Origin of the sequence: Bacteroides sp. D2, from assembly GCF_025147085.1 — a bacterium.
GTDB lineage: Bacteria > Bacteroidota > Bacteroidia > Bacteroidales > Bacteroidaceae > Bacteroides.
Genome location: NZ_CP102261.1, coordinates 1,434,106 through 1,458,485, shown reverse-complemented (window position 1 = coordinate 1,458,485; position 24,380 = coordinate 1,434,106). Strand labels below are relative to the sequence as shown.

The 24,380-nt window shown below is 40.8% G+C and carries 12 protein-coding genes; 9 read left to right on the top strand and 3 right to left on the bottom strand.

What is annotated here, in order from left to right; translation table 11 throughout:
- Positions 1-52 precede the first annotated feature (52 nt).
- On the bottom strand, positions 53-2,623 hold the full coding sequence (locus tag NQ505_RS05110; protein ID WP_009001318.1) for a family 78 glycoside hydrolase catalytic domain: 2,571 nt from the start codon (positions 2,621-2,623) through the stop codon (positions 53-55).
- Positions 2,624-3,358: 735 nt separating this feature from the next.
- Here NQ505_RS05110 and leuS point away from each other — a divergent pair.
- The 4 genes from leuS to NQ505_RS05090 all read left to right on the top strand — a co-directional run bounded on the left by leuS (position 3,359) and on the right by NQ505_RS05090 (position 8,739).
- On the top strand, positions 3,359-6,193 hold the full coding sequence (gene leuS / locus NQ505_RS05105; RefSeq protein ID WP_009001319.1) for a leucine--tRNA ligase: 2,835 nt from the start codon (positions 3,359-3,361) through the stop codon (positions 6,191-6,193).
- A gap of 122 nt (positions 6,194-6,315) precedes the next feature.
- Positions 6,316-7,233 carry a YitT family protein gene (locus NQ505_RS05100; protein ID WP_004302802.1) on the top strand — a complete coding sequence of 306 codons (918 nt, stop codon included), beginning with the start codon at positions 6,316-6,318 and terminating at the stop codon, positions 7,231-7,233.
- Between the two features lie 50 nt (positions 7,234-7,283).
- Positions 7,284-7,865: a non-canonical purine NTP diphosphatase gene (locus NQ505_RS05095; RefSeq protein WP_032851877.1), complete on the top strand. Its 582-nt coding sequence runs from the start codon at positions 7,284-7,286 to the stop codon at positions 7,863-7,865.
- A gap of 31 nt (positions 7,866-7,896) precedes the next feature.
- Entirely contained in the window at positions 7,897-8,739 is an 843-nt protein-coding gene (locus tag NQ505_RS05090) for a flagellar motor protein MotB (RefSeq protein WP_004302804.1), read from the top strand.
- Positions 8,740-8,883: 144 nt separating this feature from the next.
- Here NQ505_RS05090 and nadA read toward each other — a convergent pair whose 3' ends face one another.
- Positions 8,884-9,822 carry a quinolinate synthase NadA gene (nadA, locus tag NQ505_RS05085; RefSeq protein WP_004324132.1) on the bottom strand — a complete coding sequence of 313 codons (939 nt, stop codon included), beginning with the start codon at positions 9,820-9,822 and terminating at the stop codon, positions 8,884-8,886.
- A gap of 500 nt (positions 9,823-10,322) precedes the next feature.
- Here nadA and NQ505_RS05080 point away from each other — a divergent pair, with 500 nt between their 5' ends.
- The gene (locus tag NQ505_RS05080; protein ID WP_004324133.1) at positions 10,323-10,850 is read left to right on the top strand and encodes an RNA methyltransferase; all 528 of its coding nucleotides are present in this window, start codon (positions 10,323-10,325) and stop codon (positions 10,848-10,850) included.
- A 441-nt stretch (positions 10,851-11,291) separates the two neighbouring features.
- Here NQ505_RS05080 and NQ505_RS05075 read toward each other — a convergent pair whose 3' ends face one another.
- The gene (locus tag NQ505_RS05075; protein ID WP_004324134.1) at positions 11,292-13,244 is read right to left on the bottom strand and encodes an NPCBM/NEW2 domain-containing protein; all 1,953 of its coding nucleotides are present in this window, start codon (positions 13,242-13,244) and stop codon (positions 11,292-11,294) included.
- Positions 13,245-13,577: 333 nt separating this feature from the next.
- On the opposite strand from NQ505_RS05075, the gene NQ505_RS05070 reads away from it, so the two are divergent.
- From NQ505_RS05070 to NQ505_RS05055, 4 genes are all read left to right on the top strand, one after another.
- Positions 13,578-14,855: a hypothetical protein gene (locus tag NQ505_RS05070; protein ID WP_232293069.1), complete on the top strand. Its 1,278-nt coding sequence runs from the start codon at positions 13,578-13,580 to the stop codon at positions 14,853-14,855.
- 204 nt (positions 14,856-15,059) lie between these two features.
- Positions 15,060-16,871 carry a glycoside hydrolase family 105 protein gene (locus tag NQ505_RS05065; protein WP_009001321.1) on the top strand — a complete coding sequence of 604 codons (1,812 nt, stop codon included), beginning with the start codon at positions 15,060-15,062 and terminating at the stop codon, positions 16,869-16,871.
- Positions 16,872-16,897: 26 nt separating this feature from the next.
- The gene (locus tag NQ505_RS05060; RefSeq protein WP_009001322.1) at positions 16,898-20,530 is read left to right on the top strand and encodes a hypothetical protein; all 3,633 of its coding nucleotides are present in this window, start codon (positions 16,898-16,900) and stop codon (positions 20,528-20,530) included.
- 35 nt (positions 20,531-20,565) lie between these two features.
- On the top strand, positions 20,566-23,814 hold the full coding sequence (locus NQ505_RS05055) for a glycoside hydrolase family 2 TIM barrel-domain containing protein (RefSeq protein WP_259827696.1): 3,249 nt from the start codon (positions 20,566-20,568) through the stop codon (positions 23,812-23,814).
- Positions 23,815-24,380: the final 566 nt, after the last annotated feature.

Genomic DNA, 24,380 nt, shown 5'->3' with positions numbered 1-24,380 from the left:
TTAAAAGAGAGTTTCGATACATCTCCTTACTATCAAATTCTTACATGAAAAACTATTTGGTCACCTTGTAAGTTCCACTTCCATACTCCTTTGACTTCATCTCTCCGGGAAGGGTTACGGTAGCGGTAACACCCTTAGGAATGGTGAATTCCCAAATCCAGGTATCTCCTTCGTATTTCCAGGCGCTCTTGATGAGTCCGGCGGCGGAACGGTATTCGGCAGTTACGTGTCCCAATCGCTTGTCTGGAATGGGCTTCATAATGATATGCTTGAAGCCGGGAGTAGCAGGATCGGCTGCAATGCCGGCAACAGTTTCCCAAATCCATTCACATACGCATCCGTAGGCATAATGATTGAAGCTGTTCATACCGCGTGGTCCCATTCCTTTGTCTATCATATAGCTGTTCCACCGTTCCCAAATGGTGGTGGCTCCATTGTCCACAGAGTATAGCCAGCTTGGGTTCTTACGTTGGAAGAGGAGTTCATAGGCAATGTCTTCCATGCCATTCTCCGTGAGGGTAGCCATGAGAATGGATGTGCCCAAGAATCCGGTCTGCAAGCAAAGATCGTGCTGTGCGAAGTTTTCACGCAGGCGGTCTATCATCTTCGCTTTGGCTTCGCCTTCCACAAGCTGGTTCTTCAAGGCAAACAAGGCAGGAGTTTGCATGGTGTTGAGGATGGCGGTTTTGAAGGTGCCGTCTTCGTTGAGGAAGTTCTCTTTGATGTATGCCTTTGCTGAATCAGCCATTTGTTGGTACTTGGAGGCATTGCGACCGGTGGCGGCAGCCATATCCCGCATCATGAAAGCATCTATCACCCAATAGGAAGCGCTCAAATAGTTCCAATAGCTGACGGCATCGGGAAGCGGACCTTGGGGAGAGAAAGCCAGTCCGCTACAACTTTCCAGCGGTTCGTAGCTCAACCAGTCAGCCCATTGGTAGTTGCCGTTCTCACCGCAGAGGGTCTCGTGGTTATATTTGGTGTCGTTGATGTGGTTCATAAACAGGTCCATGGCGTTCCAGCTCTCCTCAATAATTTGCGTATCACCGAATTGCTTCCATACCGTCCAAGGCACGATGATTCCGGCATCGGCCCAACCCAAACGCATTTTCTCATCACCGTATTGTGCCAAGGGAGCCACTCCGGGGAATCCACCCAAACTGTTTTGGGTGTCACGCATATCACGCATCCACTTGTGGAAGAACTTCATGGTGTTAGCAAAGAACGTACCGGTTTCGGCAAACACTTGTGTGTCTGCTGTCCAGCCCAGACGCTCGTCGCGCTGCGGACAGTCGGTAGGTATGGAGAGGTAGTTGGATAGCTGTCCCCAATAAGTGTTGGAGATGAGCTTGTTCACAAGGTCGTTGCCTGTGGTGATAGTGCCGGTTTCCAGTTCCTTTGTGATAGAAGTAACGGGGATGGACTTCAACGACTTGATAGAGACATTTCCGGTGGCAGTTATGGAGACGTAGCGGTAGCCGAAGAAGGTGCAACGAGGGTAGTAGGTCACATAATTATCTCCGGCAGCAAAGGTGTAATCCAGGCGGATACCAGTGTAGGGAATGCGCAGGTTTTCGCGGTGGCAACTTCCTTCCGGACCGTCCATGCCACGAATCTTAGCACCGTTGCCGTCATTGAGCAACTCTGCGGGAAGGCAGGTCAACACTGTTCCCTCGGCAGCTTTGAATACGAAAGAGGGTACACCGGCACAGTTTTGCCCGAAGTCCACCACTAACGTCTCTCCCGGACTTACGGTCATCTCCTTGCCCGATGCGAACTCACGGGCGATAATCACCTTACCGAACTCGTTCTCTTTCGCTCCTTCTATATTCTTCCAAATATATGCTCTGATAGGAGCAAGAGCAAGATCTGTACGCAGATAGACTTCCGCTCCGTCCGAAGGCAGAATGTCGCCAGAAAATTCGGTGTTCTCTTCGGGTATGGAGAGTTTGTTCACACATTCGAAGCCCATCGGTTCGCGTGCATCGTACTCTTCTCCGTCAAAGATACCGGCATGTTTCACCGGACCGGCAATTCCGGCTTTCCAGTTTTCGAGATCGGTACCGTAGCGCTTCTTGCTTCCGTCAGAAAAAGTCAATTCCAGTACACCGCGAAAGGCACATTTCTTGCCTATCATGCCGTCATGTCCTCCGGGGGTTATGATTTTATCAGCCCACCATCCCGGCGTCACCTGTACGGAAAGCATGTTCTCGGCGTTTGGCTTGGTATGGATAACGTCTGTAATATCATAGGTGAAAGAACGTTTGGTCTTGGCATAGTGTGTGAAGCCCGGTTTCAGGAATTCCCCACCTACAGGTTTCCCATTCACATACAACTCGTAAACTCCCAGTCCAGCAGTCATCCACTTGGCGGAGACAATTTTCTGTTCGTTTTTCACGGTGGACACAAACCAACTCGCGCCATCGGCCGCACGACCGTTGTTATGTCCTTTCACTACAGGGGCGTCTACTGCTGAAATCCATTTGGATTCGTTCCAGGCTGATGCTTCCAATGGGTCAGTACGTTTTCCAACCTCGGTTGCGTTTATCAGTCCGCTATTCGAGAAAAGCGCGAGAATCATTATCGGGATAAGATTCTCAAAACAATGCAGATTCATTTTCATACTTATATGTATTTTTTAGTATTAAAAGATTAACTTGGAAATGCTGTTTTAGTTTTACAGGGCTTTCACAACAAAATTACAGAATTATATGATATGACAGACGATTTCTGCATTTTTTTTGACTCAATGCTGGTTTCTATTCAATCCGGAACTGACTCATAAGTCCGATCTGATTGAACAGACGACAGGAGCTTTGTACATTGAATGATCGATTATCAAGCAAAACAATGATATATTGTAAAATAATATAATCAATACAATCATTCAGCCTATTGTACCTATTATTTACCAAATAAGAAAAGAAGATGCCAGTTATTCATTGCAATCATTCTTTCTTCTTTACACGAAATCCTCGAAATCGAATAAACTCTATTCAAGTTTTTAATAAATAACGAAGAGGCTTATTATAAACGGTATCCAAGTTTATTATAAACTCTTTTTTGACACTTTCAATACCTAAAATAGAATTATTGCAACAAAAATGGGCAAGAACCTTCACAGTTTCTTGCCCATTCGTTATCCTCGTTATGCAATTCGCATATTAACCTATTGAACTTTATGTAATAAAATTTATATATTTCATTGTTATTTCTTTATTATTATTGACCTCAAATATACAAAATAAAAAGAAGAAAGTCAATAGGGAAAGCGTGGTTATCTGAAAATAAACACGTAAATTTGTGCCTCGAATTAGAAATAACAGTATAAATCACTATAAATAAAAACTTTATCACTATGGAGTACAATTTCAGAGAAATTGAAAAGAAGTGGCAGAAAAGGTGGGTAGAAGAGAAAACCTACCAAGTTACGGAAGATGATTCGAAGCAAAAATTTTATGTACTAAACATGTTTCCTTATCCATCAGGAGCCGGCCTACACGTAGGTCATCCGCTGGGATACATTGCTTCGGATATTTACGCCCGTTACAAACGACTGCAGGGCTTCAATGTACTCAACCCGATGGGATATGACGCTTACGGTCTGCCGGCAGAACAATATGCTATCCAAACCGGACAGCATCCTGCCATCACTACCGTCAACAATATCGACCGCTATCGCGAGCAGTTGGACAAAATAGGTTTCTCTTTCGATTGGAACCGTGAAATCCGCACGTGCGACCCGGAATATTATCACTGGACGCAATGGGCCTTCCAAAAAATGTTCAACAGCTATTATTGCAACGATGAACAGCAAGCCCGTCCTATCGAAGAACTGGAAAAAGCCTTCGCCATCTACGGAAACAAAGGACTGAACGCCGCTTGCAGCGAAGAAATCAGTTTCACTGCCGAAGAATGGAACGCCAAAAGCGAAAAAGAAAAGCAGGAAATCCTGATGAACTATCGTATCGCTTATCTGGGTGAAACAATGGTAAACTGGTGTGCCGAATTAGGAACTGTACTGGCTAACGACGAGGTAGTAGACGGAGTCAGCGAACGTGGCGGTTTTCCTGTTATCCAGAAGAAAATGCGCCAATGGTGTTTGCGTGTATCTGCGTATGCACAACGCTTGCTTGATGGATTGGACACGATCGAATGGACAGATTCTCTGAAAGAAACCCAAAGAAACTGGATCGGACGTTCGGAAGGTGCTGAAGTGCAATTCAAAGTAAAAGACAGTGACCTCGAATTCACAATTTTCACCACTCGTGCAGATACCATGTTCGGTGTTACTTTTATGGTATTAGCTCCGGAAAGTGAATTGGTGGCACAATTAACGACTCCTGAACAAAAAGCAGAAGTAGACGCTTACCTCGACCGTACCAAAAAACGTACGGAACGTGAACGCATTGCCGACCGTAGCGTTACCGGTGTATTCAGTGGTTCGTATGCCATCAATCCGTTCACAGGTGAAGCAGTACCCGTATGGATCAGCGATTACGTACTGGCCGGATACGGAACAGGAGCTATTATGGCTGTACCTGCTCATGATAGCCGCGACTATGCATTTGCCAAACATTTCGGATTAGAAATCCGTCCGTTGGTAGAAGGTTGTGATGTTAGCGAAGAAAGTTTCGATGCAAAAGAAGGTATCGTGTGTAACTCTCCGCGTCCGGATGTCACTCCTTACTGTGATCTTTCACTGAACGGACTGACTATCAAAGAAGCGATAGAAACGACCAAGAAATATGTAAAAGACCACAATCTGGGCCGTGTGAAAGTGAACTACCGTCTGCGTGACGCTATCTTCTCCCGCCAGCGTTACTGGGGTGAGCCGTTCCCTGTTTACTACAAAGACGGAATGCCTTATATGATCGACGAAGCCAGCCTGCCGCTTGAACTTCCGGAAGTCGCTAAATTCCTGCCTACCGAAACAGGTGAACCTCCATTAGGACACGCAACTAAATGGGCTTGGGATACAGTAAACAAATGTGTCGTAGAAAATGAGAAGATTGACCATGTAACCGTCTTCCCGCTGGAACTGAACACCATGCCGGGATTCGCCGGTTCTTCGGCTTACTATCTCCGCTACATGGACCCGCATAATAATAAGGCATTGGTTGATCCGAAAATAGACCAGTACTGGAAAAATGTAGACCTATATGTAGGTGGTACCGAACATGCAACAGGGCACTTGATCTACTCTCGTTTCTGGAATAAATTCTTGTACGACATGGATGTGTCTGTAATGGAAGAGCCATTCCAAAAGTTAGTAAACCAAGGAATGATTCAAGGTCGCAGTAACTTTGTATATCGTATCAAAGACACCAATACTTTCGTTTCACTGAACCTGAAAGATCAGTACGAAGTTACCCCTATTCACGTAGACGTAAATATCGTATCTAATGATATTTTGGATTTGGAAGCATTCAAAGCATGGCGTCCTGAATATAAAACAGCCGAGTTTATCCTCGAAGACGGAAAATACGTTTGCGGATGGGCAGTTGAAAAGATGAGTAAATCAATGTTCAATGTAGTCAATCCGGATATGATTGTTGAGAAATACGGTGCAGATACACTTCGTATGTACGAAATGTTCCTCGGCCCGGTAGAACAGTCTAAACCGTGGGATACAAACGGAATCGACGGTGTACACCGTTTTATCCGCAAATTCTGGTCGCTGTTCTACAGCCGCACGGACGAATATCTGGTGACAGACGAACCTGCAACGAAAGAAGAATTGAAGAGCCTTCATAAATTGATTAAGAAGGTGACAGGTGATATTGAACAGTTCTCTTATAATACATCTATCAGCGCATTCATGATTTGCGTAAACGAACTCTTCAACCTTAAATGCAGCAAGAAAGAGATTCTGGAACAGCTCGTTATCACGCTCGCTCCTTTCGCTCCGCATGTCTGCGAAGAGTTGTGGGACGTATTGGGACACGAGACTTCCGTATGCGACGCCCAATGGCCTGCATACAATGAAGAATATCTGAAAGAAAATACTGTCAACTATACCATCTCTTTCAACGGAAAGGCACGTTTCAATATGGAATTTGCAGCAGATGAAGCTTCGGACGTTATTCAGGCGGCGGTATTGGCCGACGAACGTTCGCAGAAGTGGATTGACGGCAAGACTCCAAAGAAAATCATTGTCGTTCCGAAGAAGATTGTAAACGTTGTAATTTAAAGTATTAAGTAATAAGTATTAAGTATTATCCGTAGCCGCTATCCCAATATATCCACCAGGTTAATACTTAATACTTAATACTTATTACTTAATACTTTAAAAATCCTATTACTTAAAATCCTATGCATAAACTATCAAAAGCAGAAGTAATGAGAGAAGTGAAAGATTATATCTACATCACTCTCGGATTGATAAGCTATTCTTTGGGATGGGCTGCATTCCTGTTACCTTATCAGATAACTACCGGAGGAACTACCGGTATCGGAGCTATTATCTATTATGCAACGGGATTTCCAATCCAATGGTCATACTTCATTATTAATGCAGTTCTGATGACCTTTGCCATCCGGGTATTAGGTCCAAGATTTAGTATAAAAACCACTTATGCTATTTTTACACTGACTTTTCTGCTTTGGTTATTCCAGTTGGTGGTGAACAATTATGTAGAAGCGCCGGATATGACGCCGGACGGTAAACCGTTGTTACTCGGTACAGGGCAGGATTTCATGGCCTGCATTATCGGTGCAGCCATGTGCGGTGTAGGTCTGGGTATCACTTTCAACTACAATGGAAGTACGGGTGGAACAGATATTATCGCCGCTATCGTCAATAAATACAAAGATGTATCACTCGGACGAATGATTATGATTTGTGATGTATTCATTATCAGTTCCTGTTACTTTATATTTCATGACTGGCGCCGGGTTATTTTCGGTTTTGTCACTCTGTTTATCATCGGCGTTGTGCTCGACTGGATTATCAACAGTGCCCGTCAATCGGTTCAATTCTTTATCTTCTCAAAGAAATATGACGAAATAGCCGACCGGATTATTAAAGATGCCGACCGGGGAGTAACAGTACTCGACGGTACGGGATGGTACAGTAAAAACAATGTGAAAGTATTGGTAGTACTTGCCAAGAAACGTCAGTCACTCGACATCTTCCGTTTGGTAAAACGCATTGATCCGAATGCTTTTATCTCTCAAAGTTCTGTTATCGGCGTGTATGGCGAAGGATTCGATAAGCTAAAAGTGAAATAATAACTGGTTGAAAAGTATTGAACAACCTTGTTAAAACAAAAAATAAGATGATGAAACGCAAACTTGTATTTGCTACCAATAACGCTCATAAACTGGAAGAAGTAGCCGCTATCTTAGGAGATCAAGTGGAATTACTAAGTCTCAATGATATCAGTTGCCAAACAGATATTCCCGAAACAGCTGAAACACTGGAAGGAAATGCGTTATTAAAATCTTCCTATATCTACAAAAACTATCATCTGGATTGTTTTGCCGATGATACGGGATTGGAAGTGGAAGCCTTGAACGGAGCTCCCGGAGTCTATTCCGCCCGCTATGCAGGAGGTGAAGGACATGACGCCCAGGCTAATATGCTCAAACTTCTTCACGAACTGGAAGGAAAGGAAAACCGTAAAGCGCAATTCCGCACCGCTATTTCGTTGATATTGGACGGAAAGGAGTATCTCTTTGAAGGAGTGATAAAAGGCGAAATTATCAAAGAAAAACGCGGTGATTCCGGATTTGGCTACGATCCTATATTTAAGCCTGAAGGCTACGACCGGACTTTTGCCGAATTGGGAAATGATATAAAAAACCAAATCAGCCATCGTGCACTGGCTGTACAGAAACTTTGTGAGTTTCTGCAAAGCTAATTATACATACCCACTTAAAATATAAAACACAATGAAGAAAATTACTTTATTTACTTTACTTACGTTACTGTTATGTACTTCATGTGTAACAAAAAAGAAGTTCATGCAGGCAGAAATGGCAGCTACTATAAGCAAAGATAGTTTGCAAGGATTATTGACCGACTGCCGCAATATAAACGCGCAAATGTCGGCACAAATCAAGAACCTTTTGCGTGATACGACCAAAATGGGAAACAGTATCCGCCAATATCAGAGTATGCTGAATGTCAACATGACTGAACAGGAAAAACTAAATGCCCTGTTGAGCCAGAAGAAAAACGAGCTGAACGAAAGAGAACGTACCATCAATGAGTTGCAGGATATGATTAAAGCGCAAAACGATAAGGTACAGAATCTTTTGAGCAATGTAAAAGATGCCTTACTTGGTTTCAGTACCGACGAGCTGACCGTTCGTGAGAAAGACGGAAAAGTATATGTAGCTATGTCCGATAAACTATTATTCCAATCAGGAAGTGCCCGCCTGGATAAACGCGGAGAGGAAGCTCTCGGCAAACTGGCGGAAGTACTAAACAAGCAGACGGACATTGATGTATTTATCGAAGGTCATACGGATAACAAACCGATCAATACTGTACAATTCAAAGATAACTGGGATTTAAGTGTGATCCGTGCCACTTCCGTAGTTCGTATCCTCATCAAGAATTACAATGTAAATCCTTTGCAGATTCAGCCTAGTGGTCGCGGTGAATATATGCCTGTGGATGATAATGAAACAGCCGAAGGCAGAAGTAAGAATCGCCGTACGGAAATTATCATGGCTCCGAAACTGGATAAGTTGTTCCAGATGCTTCAAAGCTCGGAAGAATCCAAATAAAAAATAATTGATTCAATAATCAACAATAAAAAATCCTCCCAGTTTATTAACCGAGAGGATTTTTTTATCTTTAAAGAATTGAATTATTTTAAGACAGTTTCTAACTGTTATTCATTCAAGAACAATAATAGAAACCAAATTTCTTTATAATCCCAACTTAGCTGAAATCTCCAGCATCCGCTGAATCGGCTTCACTGCCTTCTTTGCCACCTCCGGATCTACTGTAATTTCCGGTGACTCATTCTTCAGACACTCATAGAGCTTCTCTAACGTATTCAACCGCATGAAGCTACACTCGTTACATCCGCACGTACTATCGTTCGGTGGAGCAGGGATAAACGTCGTCTGCGGACACTTCTTCTGCATCTCATGCAAGATACCCGATTCGGTAGCCACAATATAGGTGTTTTCCGGATGATTCACTGCATACTTCAACAATGCTGCCGTAGACCCTACCACATCAGCCAGTTTCAATACTGTACTCTTACATTCGGGATGTGCCAAGACCAACGCTTCCGGATGCTGCGCTTTCAATTCCACAATCTTTTCAACAGAGAACTGTTCATGCACGTGACAGGCTCCGTCCCAAAGCAACATATTCCTGTTCGTAACAGAGTTGATATAATTACCCAAATTCCTATCCGGACCAAAGATTATTTTCTCATCTTTTGGGAAGCTTTCCACGATCTGCTTCGCATTGGTGGAAGTCACCACCACATCTGTCACTGCTTTCACGGCAGCTGTTGTGTTGACGTACGAAATAACGGTGTATCCCGGGTGTTCTTTGACAAACTGTGCAAACTGATCCGCCGGACAACTGTCCGCCAACGAACAACCTGCCGCCATGTCGGGTACCAACACTTTCTTGTCCGGACAAAGCACCTTTGCCGTTTCCCCCATAAAGTGAACGCCACACATCACAATAATGTCCGCTTCCGTTTTGGCTGCCCATTGAGCCAATGCCAAACTGTCGCCAACGTAATCGGCGATGTCTTGTATTTCCCCTTTCTGGTAGTAGTGTCCCAGAATGATTGCATTCTTTTCTTTCTTTAGCTCGTTAATAGCCTTTATGAGTTCATTCATAATAATATTCTTATTTCTTTCTTTTTAAAAAAATCCTTTGTTAGTGATGATAGCCTGTTAATAATGTTAGCAAATAAATACGATTTTTCTTGCCGGATAAGTTATTAGTCCATACTTCTGTTTTATGAGTTGGTTATGAACTGATGTGAAGGACAAGATATTCTATCCTACTTGCTTCATTATCAATGAAAGCATTGTTAAATGCCGTCAAATAGGAGTTTGCTATTAACTCCCTGTTGATAAAGTGCAAAGTTAAAAACTTTATGGATATAAACAGGCAGATAAGTGCTGAAAAATATGTTTATGTCTGTGTAGAAAGTTTTGGGTTAGTTTTTTGGAATGTTCATAACGAAGGCCTCTTATACCTTCTTTTGAATAATGCAAGAATTATTTTTCAAAATCTTTGCCGATAGTTTTGACAGGTTTTAAACCGTTATCAACATCTTGTTAACTGAAAAGAATTACCTTTGTGGACAAGAACATAATAAAAGAAAAGACGTATGCGTAAACTGAAAATAACAGAACTGAACCGTATCAGTGCCGAAGAGTTTAAACAAGTTGAAAAACTGCCTCTGGTAGTAGTGCTGGACGATATTCGTAGTTTGCACAATATAGGTTCTGTGTTCCGTACTTCGGATGCTTTCCGTATTGAATGTATCTATCTGTGTGGTATAACGGCCACTCCTCCACACCCTGAAATGCATAAGACTGCACTGGGGGCAGAGTTCACTGTCGACTGGAAGTATGTTAATAACGCTGTTGATGTTGTTGATAACCTCAAAAACGAAGGGTATATCGTTTATTCTGTAGAACAGGCGGAAGGAAGCATCATGCTTGATGAACTTCAGCTGGATAAAACCAAGAAGTACGCTATCGTAATGGGAAACGAAGTGAAAGGGGTACAGCAGGAGGTTATTGACCATTCGGATGGCTGTATAGAGATTCCTCAATACGGAACGAAACACTCTTTGAATGTTTCCGTAACTACCGGTATTGTGATTTGGGATTTGTTCAAAAAGTTACGTTAATAGCATAAATCCAGTTGGTTAATAAGTCGTTTATAACTGGTTTATATCATAGTTAATTGTTTAATAATCAATAGAGGTGTGATTGTTTATAAGTATAGAATCCAAATGATGTAATTATACTCTTTGCAGGATATATAGATACTGTTTACAGGAGATATATATCCTGCGTGTTGGACATATATGCGCTGTACATTGGATCTATAGTTCCTGCAAGTAGCATCTATAGCTCTTACATATTGTTTATGTACGTCCTGTAAAAGCAGAATAAATGTTGGTAAATTCAGAATAAGGAAGGTTATACCCCGACTTTACTAACTCCGGTTAATAAAGTCGGTTAATAAGTATTGAATGTGTAATTCAAATCTGTTTGTTCTTCACTATCAACACTAACACAACACATTTTATTAGTTTGTCTTTACCTGCCAATCATATCAAGTTGTTTTATTTCACAGGTTCTATTTTTATGAAAAGTACACCATGTGAAGGTACGTCAGATTGGTATTTATTTATATAAACTCCTTTATCCTTTTGCTCCCAAAGATTACGCACTTTCTGTTTACCTTGAATATTCAGTTGATCCCAGAAAATAGATATGTCCTGTTTATTATCGGATAGATTGAATAATCCGACTGCTATGGAACCATCTTTTAATGGTTTACTCCATACTTCAATTTCTTTATTATTATCAGCATATACTCTGCTACCTTGTATACCGGCAATATCTTGGTTAATGGCTATTACTTCTCTGTTACTTAATAGATTCATTGTAAAATCATCCATCTGTTCCAGATCGCATCCTATCAGTAAAGGCGCCGCTAGAATACTCCATAAAGTGATATGAGTATATTGTTCATCAGGAGATAAATGTGTAGAATGTATATTTTTTCCCCAGCCAACCTTTCCTACAATGAGCATATCCGGGTCATTCCAACTGCCTGGTTTGGCAAATGGTTGCCACTTATCCTGAAGGAAACCTATGGTAGTCATACTACACCAGGAATCATAAATATCTCCTGTTGTCCGCCAGACATTTGTTAGATTGCTCCAGTCTTCTGCCAGTTCAAATGGGGCAGCATTGGAGATGCTATATAGAATATCTCTTCCCGATTGGCGTAAAAGATATGATAGTTCTGCTGTATGGGCTATATCATTAGTTACCCAGTCGTACTTAATATAATCGAATCCCCATTCTGCCCATTGCTTTACGTCATTTTTAGCAAATGAAAATTCTCCATATCTGCGGCTTGAATTGACAACTTTACCATTACGTGTATCAGCACTGCTGCCAATGTATCCGGCAAAAGTTTGTACCCACGGAGAAGAATATATTCCTATTTTGAGACCTTTACTATGTACATAATCAACAAGACCTTTCATATCAGGAAATTTATCGTTCGGCATTATTGCATTGTATTTTCCTCCACGTACGCCTTGCCATCCATCATCGATATTTATATAAGCATATCCATAATTGACGAGTCCCAGTTCTACCATGCGGTCGGCCATCCTTCTTATTTTCTTGTCATCAATGTCTGCTCCGAAAATGTTCCAGCTATTCCAGCCCATAGGAGGAGTCAGACTTATCTTTTCCCCGATTTCAAGAGTTAAGTCTTTAGTAGTTTCTCCATATTGATTTTTAGCGGAGATATGAACAGTATAGGTTCCCGGATTTATCGCTTTTCCTGTAATAATGCCGGTATTGCTATCGATGGATAATCCTTCGGGTAAATTAGTTGCAGTTATATTTAGTGGTCTTTCTCCTGAAACAGGTACTGTAAACAGAAATGGATTTCCCGGGCGGGCACCATATATATAAGGAGCATTAATCATAGGCTGCCTTGCCACAGCAGGAGTTAGGATGTATTCCTGTTCACGTTCTTTTTTTACCGAAACAGGATCGGCACCTTTCACTTCAAACCTGGCATTTACCCAGTTGGTGCGATCTCCGGCTATTCCATCTCCTGCATGATCGACACGTAAGATTAGAGATTTTATACCCTTAACAGAAATATCTATTTGTTTTGCTTTTTCTCCTGCATGCATGATTCCACTTCGCCAGATGATTTTGCCATCTCCTAAAATTATAAATTCGGCACTGGCTTGTTTTAATTCGTGTTCGGGTGCGGAATCATCTATCCCTGCAGATGCCTTGAAGGAGACTGTTTTGCCGTCAAGTTTTATGCGGAATACGCTTGCGGCATGTGTACCTACACCCCGGTCAAATTTTTCTCCGGCGATAGAAAGTGGTGTTTTCCACATTGATTGATTGGCTATTGCTTTACCTGCAGATTGATCGACGTTAGAGAGATCTAATTCATCTAACCATACTATACGGGGAGCAGTTGTAAAGCTCGAAAGCAGTATGATTAATAATGCGGAGAAGTATTTTTTCATTGTATTTGAAATTAGTATTAAATAAATTCTTTACTGCAAAAGTATAGGATAGGATTGATGAAGTTGAATAAAAAAGAGAATAAAATGAAAACAAAATCTGGACAAAACGCAAATAAACCACTTTATGCTTGACAATTACTAGATTTTATTTGTATTTTCACAGCGGATTTTTATTTCTAACTAATTGGTTCGTGTTTAATTTTGATATAAATGATGGACGAATATAAGGACAAAAGGTACATAAAGGAAATAATAAAAGAATATAATATTTTATTAGAGTCGTGGGGTTCTTCCGAGTCCTGGGACTTAAATCAATTTAAAACACTGGAAAATATGATCTTCGAAACAACGAAGATCGATGTAAATGCTAACACACTTAAACGATTTTTTCAACAGAAGACAGGTAATCCGCAGTTGGCGACAAAAGATGCTTTGTGTCGTTTTTTAGGTTATTCGGGGTATACTGACTTTGTAATGAAGAAAACGAAGAAGGAAGAGACTACCAATATTCAGACAGAAGACGTTGTTGAAGAAACGAAGGAACATACAAATGACACAGACAAAAAAGCAGATAGTTCCCAGTTAGAAAAAGCTCCGAATAAAGTGACGAAAGATCCGGAAGAAGTATCGAATCGTATCTATAAGAAAAATAAATGGTATGTAAATTTTGCTATTATACTATTATTGATAATAGGTGGATATATGTTGTATACGTATAAGTTGAAAGATATGTATGTGGAGTATCTGCTCTCAAAAATAGAATTTACCACTTCGCAAGTAAAAGGAATTTGTCCGCTTACAGTTACATTCTCTTATCATATACCAGCTTCATTATTTGAAGATATTACTGTTATGTATGAAGAAGCGAATGGAGATATATCCGAAAGAAAACTAAATGAAAATATAGATAAGATAAATGCTACCTATATATATGAAGGTGAAGCATTCTGTCATCTGAAGTATAAAGATAGAATTATAAAGACCATTCCGGTGGAGTGCCGTAAGACGGGGTGGTCGGTTTTCGTCCGTGAAGAAAGAAAGAAAATATTTCGGGTTTTTCCGATGGAGCAGGCTTACAATGATTCGGGATATGTAAGTTTGCCTATAGAAAATGTCCCACAAGAGGCGCATACTAATCACATGTTTGTCAGCTATGTGTTTTATAAAGAAAAGTTGATAGACGGAGATAATTTCATATACGAGGCACGCGTCCGCAATTCAAAACAGGAGAATGCAGTTCCTTGCTCGGATATTATCATGTATATACATTCGGATACAGCTATGCATGGCTTTGCCATGAATGAAAACGGATATGCATATATCAAATTCATCAGTGGAGAAAATACAATTAAGGGAGATGAGTACAACTTAAGCCGGTTTAATTTCAACTCTTCCGAATGGCACGTCATGACTATCAAAGTAGTGAATAAGAAAACTACCTTCTACGTAGATGGAGAAGAAGTGTTAGGAATGGATTATAAAGAACCTTTAGGATATGCCAATGAACTTACGTTAAGATTTAAGGGATGTGGTGCTGTAGATTATGTGAAAGTTTCCAATCTTGACGGTAAGGTTGTATATGAAGAAAATTTCGATCCGGATAAAAGATAATAGCACTTTCTTTTCTTACAACCATCTTATACATAGATGGTTGTCTTGTTTTGTTCATATTTTGTTCACATTTTGTTTTACCTTTTTCTCTCTTTTCTTGGCCTTTTGTTTGCAGGGTTGCGGATGATTTGGGATAGATTTGCAATTGTTATCATTGTCCTGTTGGGACACGTTAGCTAAATCTATATAATCTGAAATGATCCGATGAAAAAGAAGAAATGGATATGCTTGTTATTATCTGCATTGTTGGGGGTAGGTACTGCTCTTCCTCAACAAAGCAAAGAATCACCTGTAGAAAAAGTAAAGAAGATTGGTGATAAATTGATTAGAGAAACTCCCTTTGCCTACAAGTTGGGACTTGCTTCGTGTAGTACTTCTTTCAACACGTTAAACTTTGTGGATTTTGGACGTACCTTTGGGGTGGGACAAGAAGCTGTGGCCTATGCCTATACACAGCTGTCGTTTCCACGTGATACCACCATACGTGTAGAAACGGAGCATAACGATGCTTGTAAAATCTGGTGTAACGGACAATTGGTTTATGAAAATAAAGGGAAACGGGATATTAAGATAAACCGGGGGGAACGAAGTATGAAAATGACTTCTTCATTTTTGCTTCCGTTGAAAAGTGGTAATAACAATGTGTTGATTAAGTCGGCTACTTTTGGCAAAGAATGGTGTGTGTTCTTACAACCACCCAGTGATAATGATGCTGTTTTATCCACTGCCCGAAGTTATCCTCAAATAGGATTAACAAATTTGAATCATGTTGATAAACAAGTATCCGATCTTACCAACTGGCTCATTATCGGACCTTTTCAAGGTGGCATTGACGTAGTGCATGAACCGGAACAGGAATTTAAATTTGGATATATGTATAAAGGACTTCATGGTCCGGTGACTTGGACAATTCCTAAAATAGAAGTACTCGGAGAAATGATAGATCCCGAAGTTTGGGGAACTACTTATCAATGGAATTACCATAATGGAGGTGTTGCCTGGGCTATGCAGCAACTTGGTGAATTGACCGGAGCACATCAATATACCCAATGGGCAACTGACTTCTGCGACTATCAGATGGAAGGCATGCCATTTGTGGACTATCAAGTCAATCATTTGCGGGCATATAATTCAGCCAATGCAATGGTGATTAACTCCACATTGCTTGATTTTACATTAGCTCCCTCACTTCCCATTCTATACCGTTTGCGTATGGATAAGGATTTTAAAAATAGGGATATTTATCAGGCATACATAGATAAAATGATAAATTATGCACGTTTCGGACAAATCAGAAGTGAAGGAATGACCAACTACACCCGTGATACGCCGGAAAAATATACTGTATGGGTAGATGATATGTTTATGGGTATTCCTTTCTTGATACAAGCTGGATTATACAGCGATTCACTGGAGTTGCGAAAAATATTTTTCGATGATGCAGCCAATCAGATCATAGACTTTACGAAACACGTATGGAATAAAGACACTCGTCTTTATATGCATGCCAATTATACATCACGTCCTGATGTTAAACTCCCTCATTGGGCACGTGCCAACGGGTGGGCTATCTGGGCTATGTCTGACGTATTAATGGCATTGCCTAAGAATCATCCCAAATACAAAGCAATACTCAAGCAATATCAGACTTTTGTCTATTCTCTGATAAAATATCAGAGTCCTGACGGATTCTGGCATAATGTAATCGATCGTAGCGATTCTCCCAAGGAAGTTTCGGGTACGGCTATATTTACAATGGGTATAATACGTGGTATCAGGTATGGCTGGCTGGATAAGAAAAAGTTCATGCCAATTGCATTGAAAGGATGGGATGCAGTGTCATCCGAAATCGAAGACGATGGAACGGTACATAATATCTGTATAGGAACCATGTGTACCGAAGATGTGAACTATTATATGAACCGTCCATTTTTCGACAATGATACGCATGGGTCATTTGCCGTCATATTTGCAGGTATAGAAGCGCAGCGGATGATGGATGAAGACACCAAATAACTGATGTAAAAAACAAATATAATATTATGAAAAAGATACTTGTACTAATAGCTTTATCTTTCATGACTGTCTCGACATTAACAGCACAAATGAAGGACCCCCAGAATTGGGTAGGCTACGAAGAAATAATGGGTGTAAAAAATGGACTAAGATTTTATGATTTCGATGTAAATCTGATAGAATCGTCTGCTCCTGCTAATGTTTTTTGGCCGGGAGATGATATCCGCCTCAAGTTTCAGTTGATTAACAACACATCACAATCAATAGATATAGATGCGAAAGTACACGTCTTTCGTTATGGAACGAAAGGAATCCCCAATGATATTTGGCTGCCCCAGATGATTAAGCTTGATTATGAGAAGGTGATTCCTGTTCACTTATCAATTTTGCCGAATGGCTATGTCAATACGTCTGTATCGGTAGACGATATAAAGGATTTTGGAGGATATGCCGTTGTGTTTGATCTTGGAAAGTACGGGCGTCGATTGGGTACAAGTTTTGCCTATAGCATGAAACCGTCATTAGTGAAAATGCAATATCCCAAACAATCTTTGGATTACTTGGGAGTGGATTTTTTGAATAGAGTAGGTGTTCAGTCCATTCGCTACGGTATTCCTTTCGTATCACCTGATAATCCCGATTATCAAGGATTCCGACAAGAATTAAAGAAATTGATGAAGGATTTCATGGATAATAATATCACTGTTATGCTCATGTTTGGTGAGGGACGTATGGCACAGTCCATGCCTTTGGGTACTACCAGGCCGCATTTGGATGAGAATGGGAAATTTCTTCATACGAAACAGGATTTAGTATGGCTTCCCGAATTGGATGAAGACTTTAAGAAATTCGTAAAAGAATTATGTATTGATTTTGGCTGGCCTAAAGGGCCGGTAACAGCTGTTTGTTTGTGGAACGAACCGTGGGAAGGAACTTCCATATCCGGTTGGCAGGCTGATATGATAAGATATAAAGAGATATATACGAAAATGGCTGAAGCGGTGATTGAAGCCCGGGAGAAAGACATAGATGTTCTTGTGGGAGGAGGTGACTCTAATTCGAATGCGTTGGATAAATTCTTTGCCGATGGAACAATGGATATGTTACCTATCTTTGATTTTCTCTCCATTCACTATCAAGGTATGGAGGCGCCAGTATTATATCCTGAATGGAATAAGCGCAAGGATAACAAGGGACGTGTGAAAATATGGGATACCGAAAGTTGGGTAGGGAATACCGACGACCGTGTAGGACTTGTCATTGCAGCCAACCGTTCCGCCGGATATGACAGATCGATGGGGATATTTGGAGGTTATATGTATTCCGGGGATCCGAACCGGTCAGTGCGTAGTATGGAAGTCCGTACTGAAAAAGGAAAGGAGACAATGCCTAAACTCCACAATACATGGTCTGCAGCAGCTGCTGTGGGAGCAGCACAAAGTATGATCGGAGAACGGGAGTTTAACAGGCTTCTTTTTAAAAATGGGTTGCCTTGGGTAATGATCTTTGACGGATACGAAAATAAGAAAGACGACGGAACAATTGTGATTGCCGGAGATTTGGGTGAAGCATTCGGTGCAGAGAATATTCTTTTCAGAAATGTGCGTAGCTTAAGCGAAGCGAGAAAAAAAGTCGATTTGCATCATCAATTAAAAACATTACCAGCGAATAGTGCTGAACGTAAAAAGATAGAAAACGAACTCAATACATACTATCCCATCACAGACGGGAAAATGATACTGAAAGCCAATCCCTCTTTTCTGCTTTATGATTTTTATGGAAATGCCATTGCTCCTAAAAATGGAATCTACGAAATTCCTCTTAATTATCAGGGATATTATATGCGTGTAAATGGTGAGAAGGGAGCCTTTGACAAACTTGTTTCGGCCATTAGTAAGGCGGATATTGTGGGGTATGAACCTATCGAAATAATAGCGAAAGACTTTACAGCTCCCATTGCCAGCAAACCGGAAATGGAACTTCAACTGACCAATATCCTCAATCGTCCGGTAAAAGGTGTATTATCTGTTTCTATCGGTAATCTGGATATATCTTATCCGCAGAATGTATCGTTTAAGCCCAATGAGACAAAAACTATCAGAGCGAAAGTGACAAACGGAACTGCCAGTGTGGACAATAACTATCCGCTTGAAGTTCATTTCGATGCAGGAAAAGATGGATTCGCCGTGCATTGGGAAAATATGCATGTCAATTATATTGCAAAGAAAACGATAAAGATAGATGGTAATCTGAATGACTGGCAAAACATGATTTCACAAACGATAGAAGGTTCTTCCAAGGCCAGCATTTCTTTGACGGAAGCTGCATGGTATCCATATCAAAAGTTTGATAGTAATGCGGAAGGATTGGCGCATACCTACCTGGCTTACGATGACGATTATTTCTACTTTGCAGCAAAAGTTGCGGATAAAACTCCCAATAAAGGAACATTGAGATTTGAGACTCGCAATGATGATGATTATTTCTATCCTGACACAGCTTATATGCAGACCATATATGCCATGCATTCTACCATAGTAACGCAGCCTGCGGCAGAATCAGATCAAAAAGCACTGCAATTGCCTTCGGCAAAAGGACGTATGATGAATTATATGGAAAATACATCTACTACTCTGTCGATGGGTATGGATATTCATTTGCCGAAAGATAAATATACCCGCACTTCTTTTTATTTCCCAAGTATAAATCAGAATGGCTTGTCTGTTACTGTTTATGATAAAGACAGTGGCAAAGAATTACTTTCTACCAAGATAGACAAACTATGGAATGGTACTTATCTGACATTGGATTTATGTGGTAATGTGCGCATACGTTGTTCATCTTATGGTTGGTGGTACACAACAAAATTATCAGGTATCTTTTTTGACTCATCGGACAATGTTGTTAATTCGGGTAATGCCGGTGCTTCAGCGAAACTTGTAAACCGTGATTTTGATACTGTCGGAAACTGGCTGGGTAAATATGGGCAATTAGGATACTATCTTATCGGTTCAGATTCTTCTTTGCCTCAAGATGTTACTTGCCATGTTGTCTCTCAAGATGATTTGGTTCCTTTGGTATGGCCCGAGCAGGTACGTCGTTTCACTTACCGTAAAAGACCTACATTACCGGATGGCACCAATGGGATAGCAACAGATAATATACTGATTGCTTTCAATGTAATTCCAATCGGCGAAGATGGTATGGAAGCTGAAACGAAAGGTACTATGCCGCGTTACATCGGTTATAAATGTACAGATTATGAATACGCTTTGAATACTGTTGCTCCCGAATATGGCGGTGGTTTTGAAATATGGAGAATGCTTGTTCCGGGTATGCCGCGAAAACACTTCTATCCTCGCCAGCCCAAATCTTCCTTTGACGGAGCCGTAAAAGATGGAAAACTGATTACTACACGTGAAGGTAATACATTGTATTATGAATGTGCTATTCCATGGTCCGAAATACCGGATGTGAAGAAAGCCATTGATAAAGGCGATAAAATTAAATTCTCTGCGCGTATCAACGATGATGGCGCCGGGGCTGCTTGTATGGAATTAGCACGCGGCCGAAGCGTTTCGAAGAAAAACTCCAGAGCATTCCATCCGGACTGGAAGGAACATTGGGCGAATGAGGTTGAGTTTGGCGTAGAGAAATAAAGCGTGCTAGAATACTAATTATTGAAAATGGTAGAATGAAAATGAAGAAACAACTGATTATAATATTTCTATTATGTCTGTCTGTCAAGGGGATTTCACAAATACCTTTTGATGGTAGTGATAGTTATGCTACGCCACCCATAGGATTCGGGCAAAGTGAATTTGAAAACCCTTTAATTAACAGTATTAACAGGGAACCATACGGTGCAACATCTATTTCATTTCCTACTGAAACAGAAGCGTTGCAAGTGAAACGCTCTTCCTCCTCCCGGTATCAGTCATTGAATGGAACATGGAAGTTTAAGTTCATTACAGATTGGGACAATCTTCCGTCTGATTTTATGAAAGCGGAAACAAATGATGACTCCTGGGACAATATACCTGTTCCGTCTACCTGGGAAATGAAAGGGTATGGCGATCAGGTTTATTGCGGGCAAGGCTATGAATTTCGTCCTGTCAATCCTCCGTTTGTACCGCGTAAAGACAATCATATAGCATTGTACCGGAAGACATTTGAAGTGCCTGCATCATGGGAGGGACAGAATGTATTGATTCATTTTGCCGGAGTCAGAGGGGCTTTCTATTTATATGTCAACGGGAAAAAGGTAGGTTATAATGAAGATGGCGGTACTCTGCCTGCGGTATTCGATATGACTCCTTTTCTAAAAAAAGGAAAGAACCAATTGGCTGTCCAGGTGTTGAGATGGAGTGATGGCTCGTATCTTGAAGATCAGGACCATTGGCGCTTTCATGGCATCACCCGGGATGTTTATATTGAATCACGCCCTGATGTTTTCATACAGGACTTTGCTGTTATTACAGATTTGGACAAGGATTATAAAGACGCAAAACTGCGTATACGGCCTGTCATATCCAGCAAGAAAACGGTAGATGTTTCCGACTGGATGCTTGAAGCCAGATTATACACCAAAGAGGGTACTCCTGCCCTCGGGGTGAATATGTCAATGCCGGTCAAGACGATTACGACCGAAAAGTATCAACAGAATTTTTCATTGGCAAAATATCTGGAAACAAATGTAAAGGCACCTTTGTTATGGTCATCCGAAACGCCTAACTTGTATATCATAGTCCTGACATTAAAGGATCATAAAGGCAACGTAGTAGAATCAAGAAGTTCCCGTATCGGTTTTCGCAAAGTTGAATTCAAGAATAAACATGAACTGTGCGTGAATGGAAAACGCGAGTACATCTATGGAGTAAACAGGCACGACCATGACGCATGGGAAGGGAAAACCGTTCCTTACGAGAGAATGGTACAGGATGTGACTTTAATGAAGCAGTTCGGTTTTAATTCCGTAAGGACCTCTCATTATCCTGCAGATCCGGCATTTTATGATTTATGCGACGAATATGGCATCTATGTAATGGACGAAGCGAATGTGGAAACCTGTGGGGCCGATGCTGAACTTTCAAATAATGAGTGTTGGCTTTTTGCTCAAATGGAACGCGTTGCCGGGATGGTAAAAAGAGATAAGAACCATCCGTCTATTATTTTCTGGTCATTGGGAAACGAATCGGGTGTCGGAGCAAACAATGCTGCACGGGCCTCGTGGGTTAAAGATTACGATCCTACCCGCCTTGTACATTTCGAGGCCTATATGCACAATGGAGGTTCAAGACAATATGGTTATGGCATCGATTTTATGAAGACCAACCGTCCGGCAGTGAATCCTCCCGAACCTCCGGCTGTAGATGTTGTCAGTACCATGTATCCGTCTGTAGAAGGAATTATAAAGCTTGCTACTCAAGAAGGTGAAACACGTCCGGTATTGATGTGCGAATATGCTCACGCTAAAGGTAATGCATTGGGTAATCATCAGGAATACTGGAATGCAGTGAAAAAATACCCACGTCTGATAGGCGGTTATATCTGGGATTGGGTAGATCAGAGCGTGATTAGAAAAGACAGTGTTACAGGCAAAGAATATTTTTCTTCCCTCAACGGCACTAATGGGCTTGTTTTTGTCGACCGGAAAATAAAGCCGGCTATCAATGAATGTAAGAAGATCTATCAGCATATCCGTTTTGATTATTCTAACGGGGAACTGACCATTAGAAATGAATATAATTATCTGCCGCTTTCTGCATTTCGTTTTTCATGGAAATTGATGGCAGGCGGTGAACTGATAAAGAAGGGGGAATTAACCGATATTGAGGCTTTTCCAGGCACTTCTGCCCGAGTAAAAATAGATACCGGCACTTCTGATTCCGGGCAGAAAGGAGAGCTCATTCTCGAAATCAATGCTTACTTAAAGAAGGATGTAATATGGGCACCTAAAGGATTTGAAATCGCATGGGAGCAATTTACCTTGCAAGAAGGAAAAGTGAATCCTCCGGTGGAAGAAAAAACAGGAAATGGCGGAAAACTGACTGTACAGAAGAAAGCGAATGAAATAGGTATTTATAATGATCGTATAAATATTGTGTTCAACAAGAAGGCGGGGCTCATTCAAAGCTGGATCGTAGGTGGAAAAGAATTCCTTGAGAAAGGTCCTCAAATCAATTTGTGGCGGGCTCCGACCCATAATGATGGCGGTTACCGTCCCAAAACGGAGAATGAAATCTCCCGTCAATGGGTAGAAGCCGGACTGGATAGTTTGCAACATAAGTTGAAATCGTTTAAATTGGTCGAGGAAAAGAATGGTACAGTCAGTGTGGCAACAACGTTCGTTGCACAAAAAACGGGAAATAAGTCGTACGTGGAATATACCACCAAATATATTGTTGATCCTTCCGGAAAAGTACAGATAGATACTGATCTGAAGCCATTTGGCAATATAATCAGCTTCCCCCGTATAGGTTATACAATGACCGTAAAATCCGGCAACGATACTTTTTCATGGTATGGCTACGGACCGTATGATACATATAACGACAGACATTCAGGAGCTCGTTTGGGCCGATTCTCCGGAACTGTAGATGAACAGTTTACGCATCATGCATATCCTCAAGAGAATGGAAACAAATATCATTGTTCATGGGTGTCATTGACCGACAACGAGGGAATTGGACTTGTCGCTGAAGGTATGCCATTTATTGAATCCAGCGTGATGCATTACTCCCTTGAAAACCTGTCTGAAGCAATAGATGAAAGCCAATTAAAACGTACGGACAACATCACATGGAATATCGATTATAAAACATATCCGATTGGTAATAGGAGTTGCGGACCTCCCCCACTCGAACAATATGTGCTTTTTGCAGAACCTGTGTCTTTCAGCTTTTCTATTTATCCGGTTCTTAAAAAGAAGGTTTTCCAATAGGTTTTTAAGTTTATAAAAGATCGTCCGAAAAGCTATGATCTTATGAATCACCTTTGCTACAATGTATCGTAGTAAAGGTGATTTTTTCTTTAGGAGCTTTCAATCCTTTCATCAGAAGGAAACGTAGCATTGGTCATTTAGAGTTCAGTGATGAAAATGACAACTATACACGGTCCTAAAAGGCTATTTGTATAATAAATGGAATACTATATATGTATTATAAATTTATTGTTTATATGCATAGTAAACAGCTGTTTGTTTTTTGCGATATTTATTTTATTGAAATATATTTATCATTTATGCATGAATAGTTTGGTCGTTTCTAATAAACTTCTGAAGAGTTTATTAGAAACGTTATCCGAGTTTATTAAAAACTATATGTAGGCTTTTACTGGTATTTTTATTGAATTTATATAACAAAAAAGGCTGCGTGATTCATGGAATTTCGCAGCCTTTAGCTATTGACAGAACTTCTGTCTTTTGTATTTTATATAATTACTTAGTTTATTTGTTGTAATTTATTTGTTTTTTTAGCCCATATTTTATTCGTCTTTTTTGATTGATGA

Bases quoted from the DNA above. Each gene is read 5' to 3' on its own strand.
- NQ505_RS05080 (WP_004324133.1), top strand. From the start codon at position 10,323: ATGCGTAAACTGAAAATAACAGAACTGAACCGTATCAGTGCCGAAGAG.
- leuS (WP_009001319.1), top strand. From the start codon at position 3,359: ATGGAGTACAATTTCAGAGAAATTGAAAAGAAGTGGCAGAAAAGGTGG.
- NQ505_RS05070 (WP_232293069.1), top strand. From the start codon at position 13,578: ATGATCTTCGAAACAACGAAGATCGATGTAAATGCTAACACACTTAAA.
- NQ505_RS05110 (WP_009001318.1), bottom strand. From the start codon at position 2,623: ATGAAAATGAATCTGCATTGTTTTGAGAATCTTATCCCGATAATGATT.
- NQ505_RS05095 (WP_032851877.1), top strand. From the start codon at position 7,284: ATGAAACGCAAACTTGTATTTGCTACCAATAACGCTCATAAACTGGAA.
- nadA (WP_004324132.1), bottom strand. From the start codon at position 9,822: ATGAATGAACTCATAAAGGCTATTAACGAGCTAAAGAAAGAAAAGAAT.
- NQ505_RS05060 (WP_009001322.1), top strand. From the start codon at position 16,898: ATGAAAAAGATACTTGTACTAATAGCTTTATCTTTCATGACTGTCTCG.
- NQ505_RS05090 (WP_004302804.1), top strand. From the start codon at position 7,897: ATGAAGAAAATTACTTTATTTACTTTACTTACGTTACTGTTATGTACT.
- NQ505_RS05055 (WP_259827696.1), top strand. From the start codon at position 20,566: ATGAAAATGAAGAAACAACTGATTATAATATTTCTATTATGTCTGTCT.
- NQ505_RS05065 (WP_009001321.1), top strand. From the start codon at position 15,060: ATGAAAAAGAAGAAATGGATATGCTTGTTATTATCTGCATTGTTGGGG.
- NQ505_RS05075 (WP_004324134.1), bottom strand. From the start codon at position 13,244: ATGAAAAAATACTTCTCCGCATTATTAATCATACTGCTTTCGAGCTTT.
- NQ505_RS05100 (WP_004302802.1), top strand. From the start codon at position 6,316: ATGCATAAACTATCAAAAGCAGAAGTAATGAGAGAAGTGAAAGATTAT.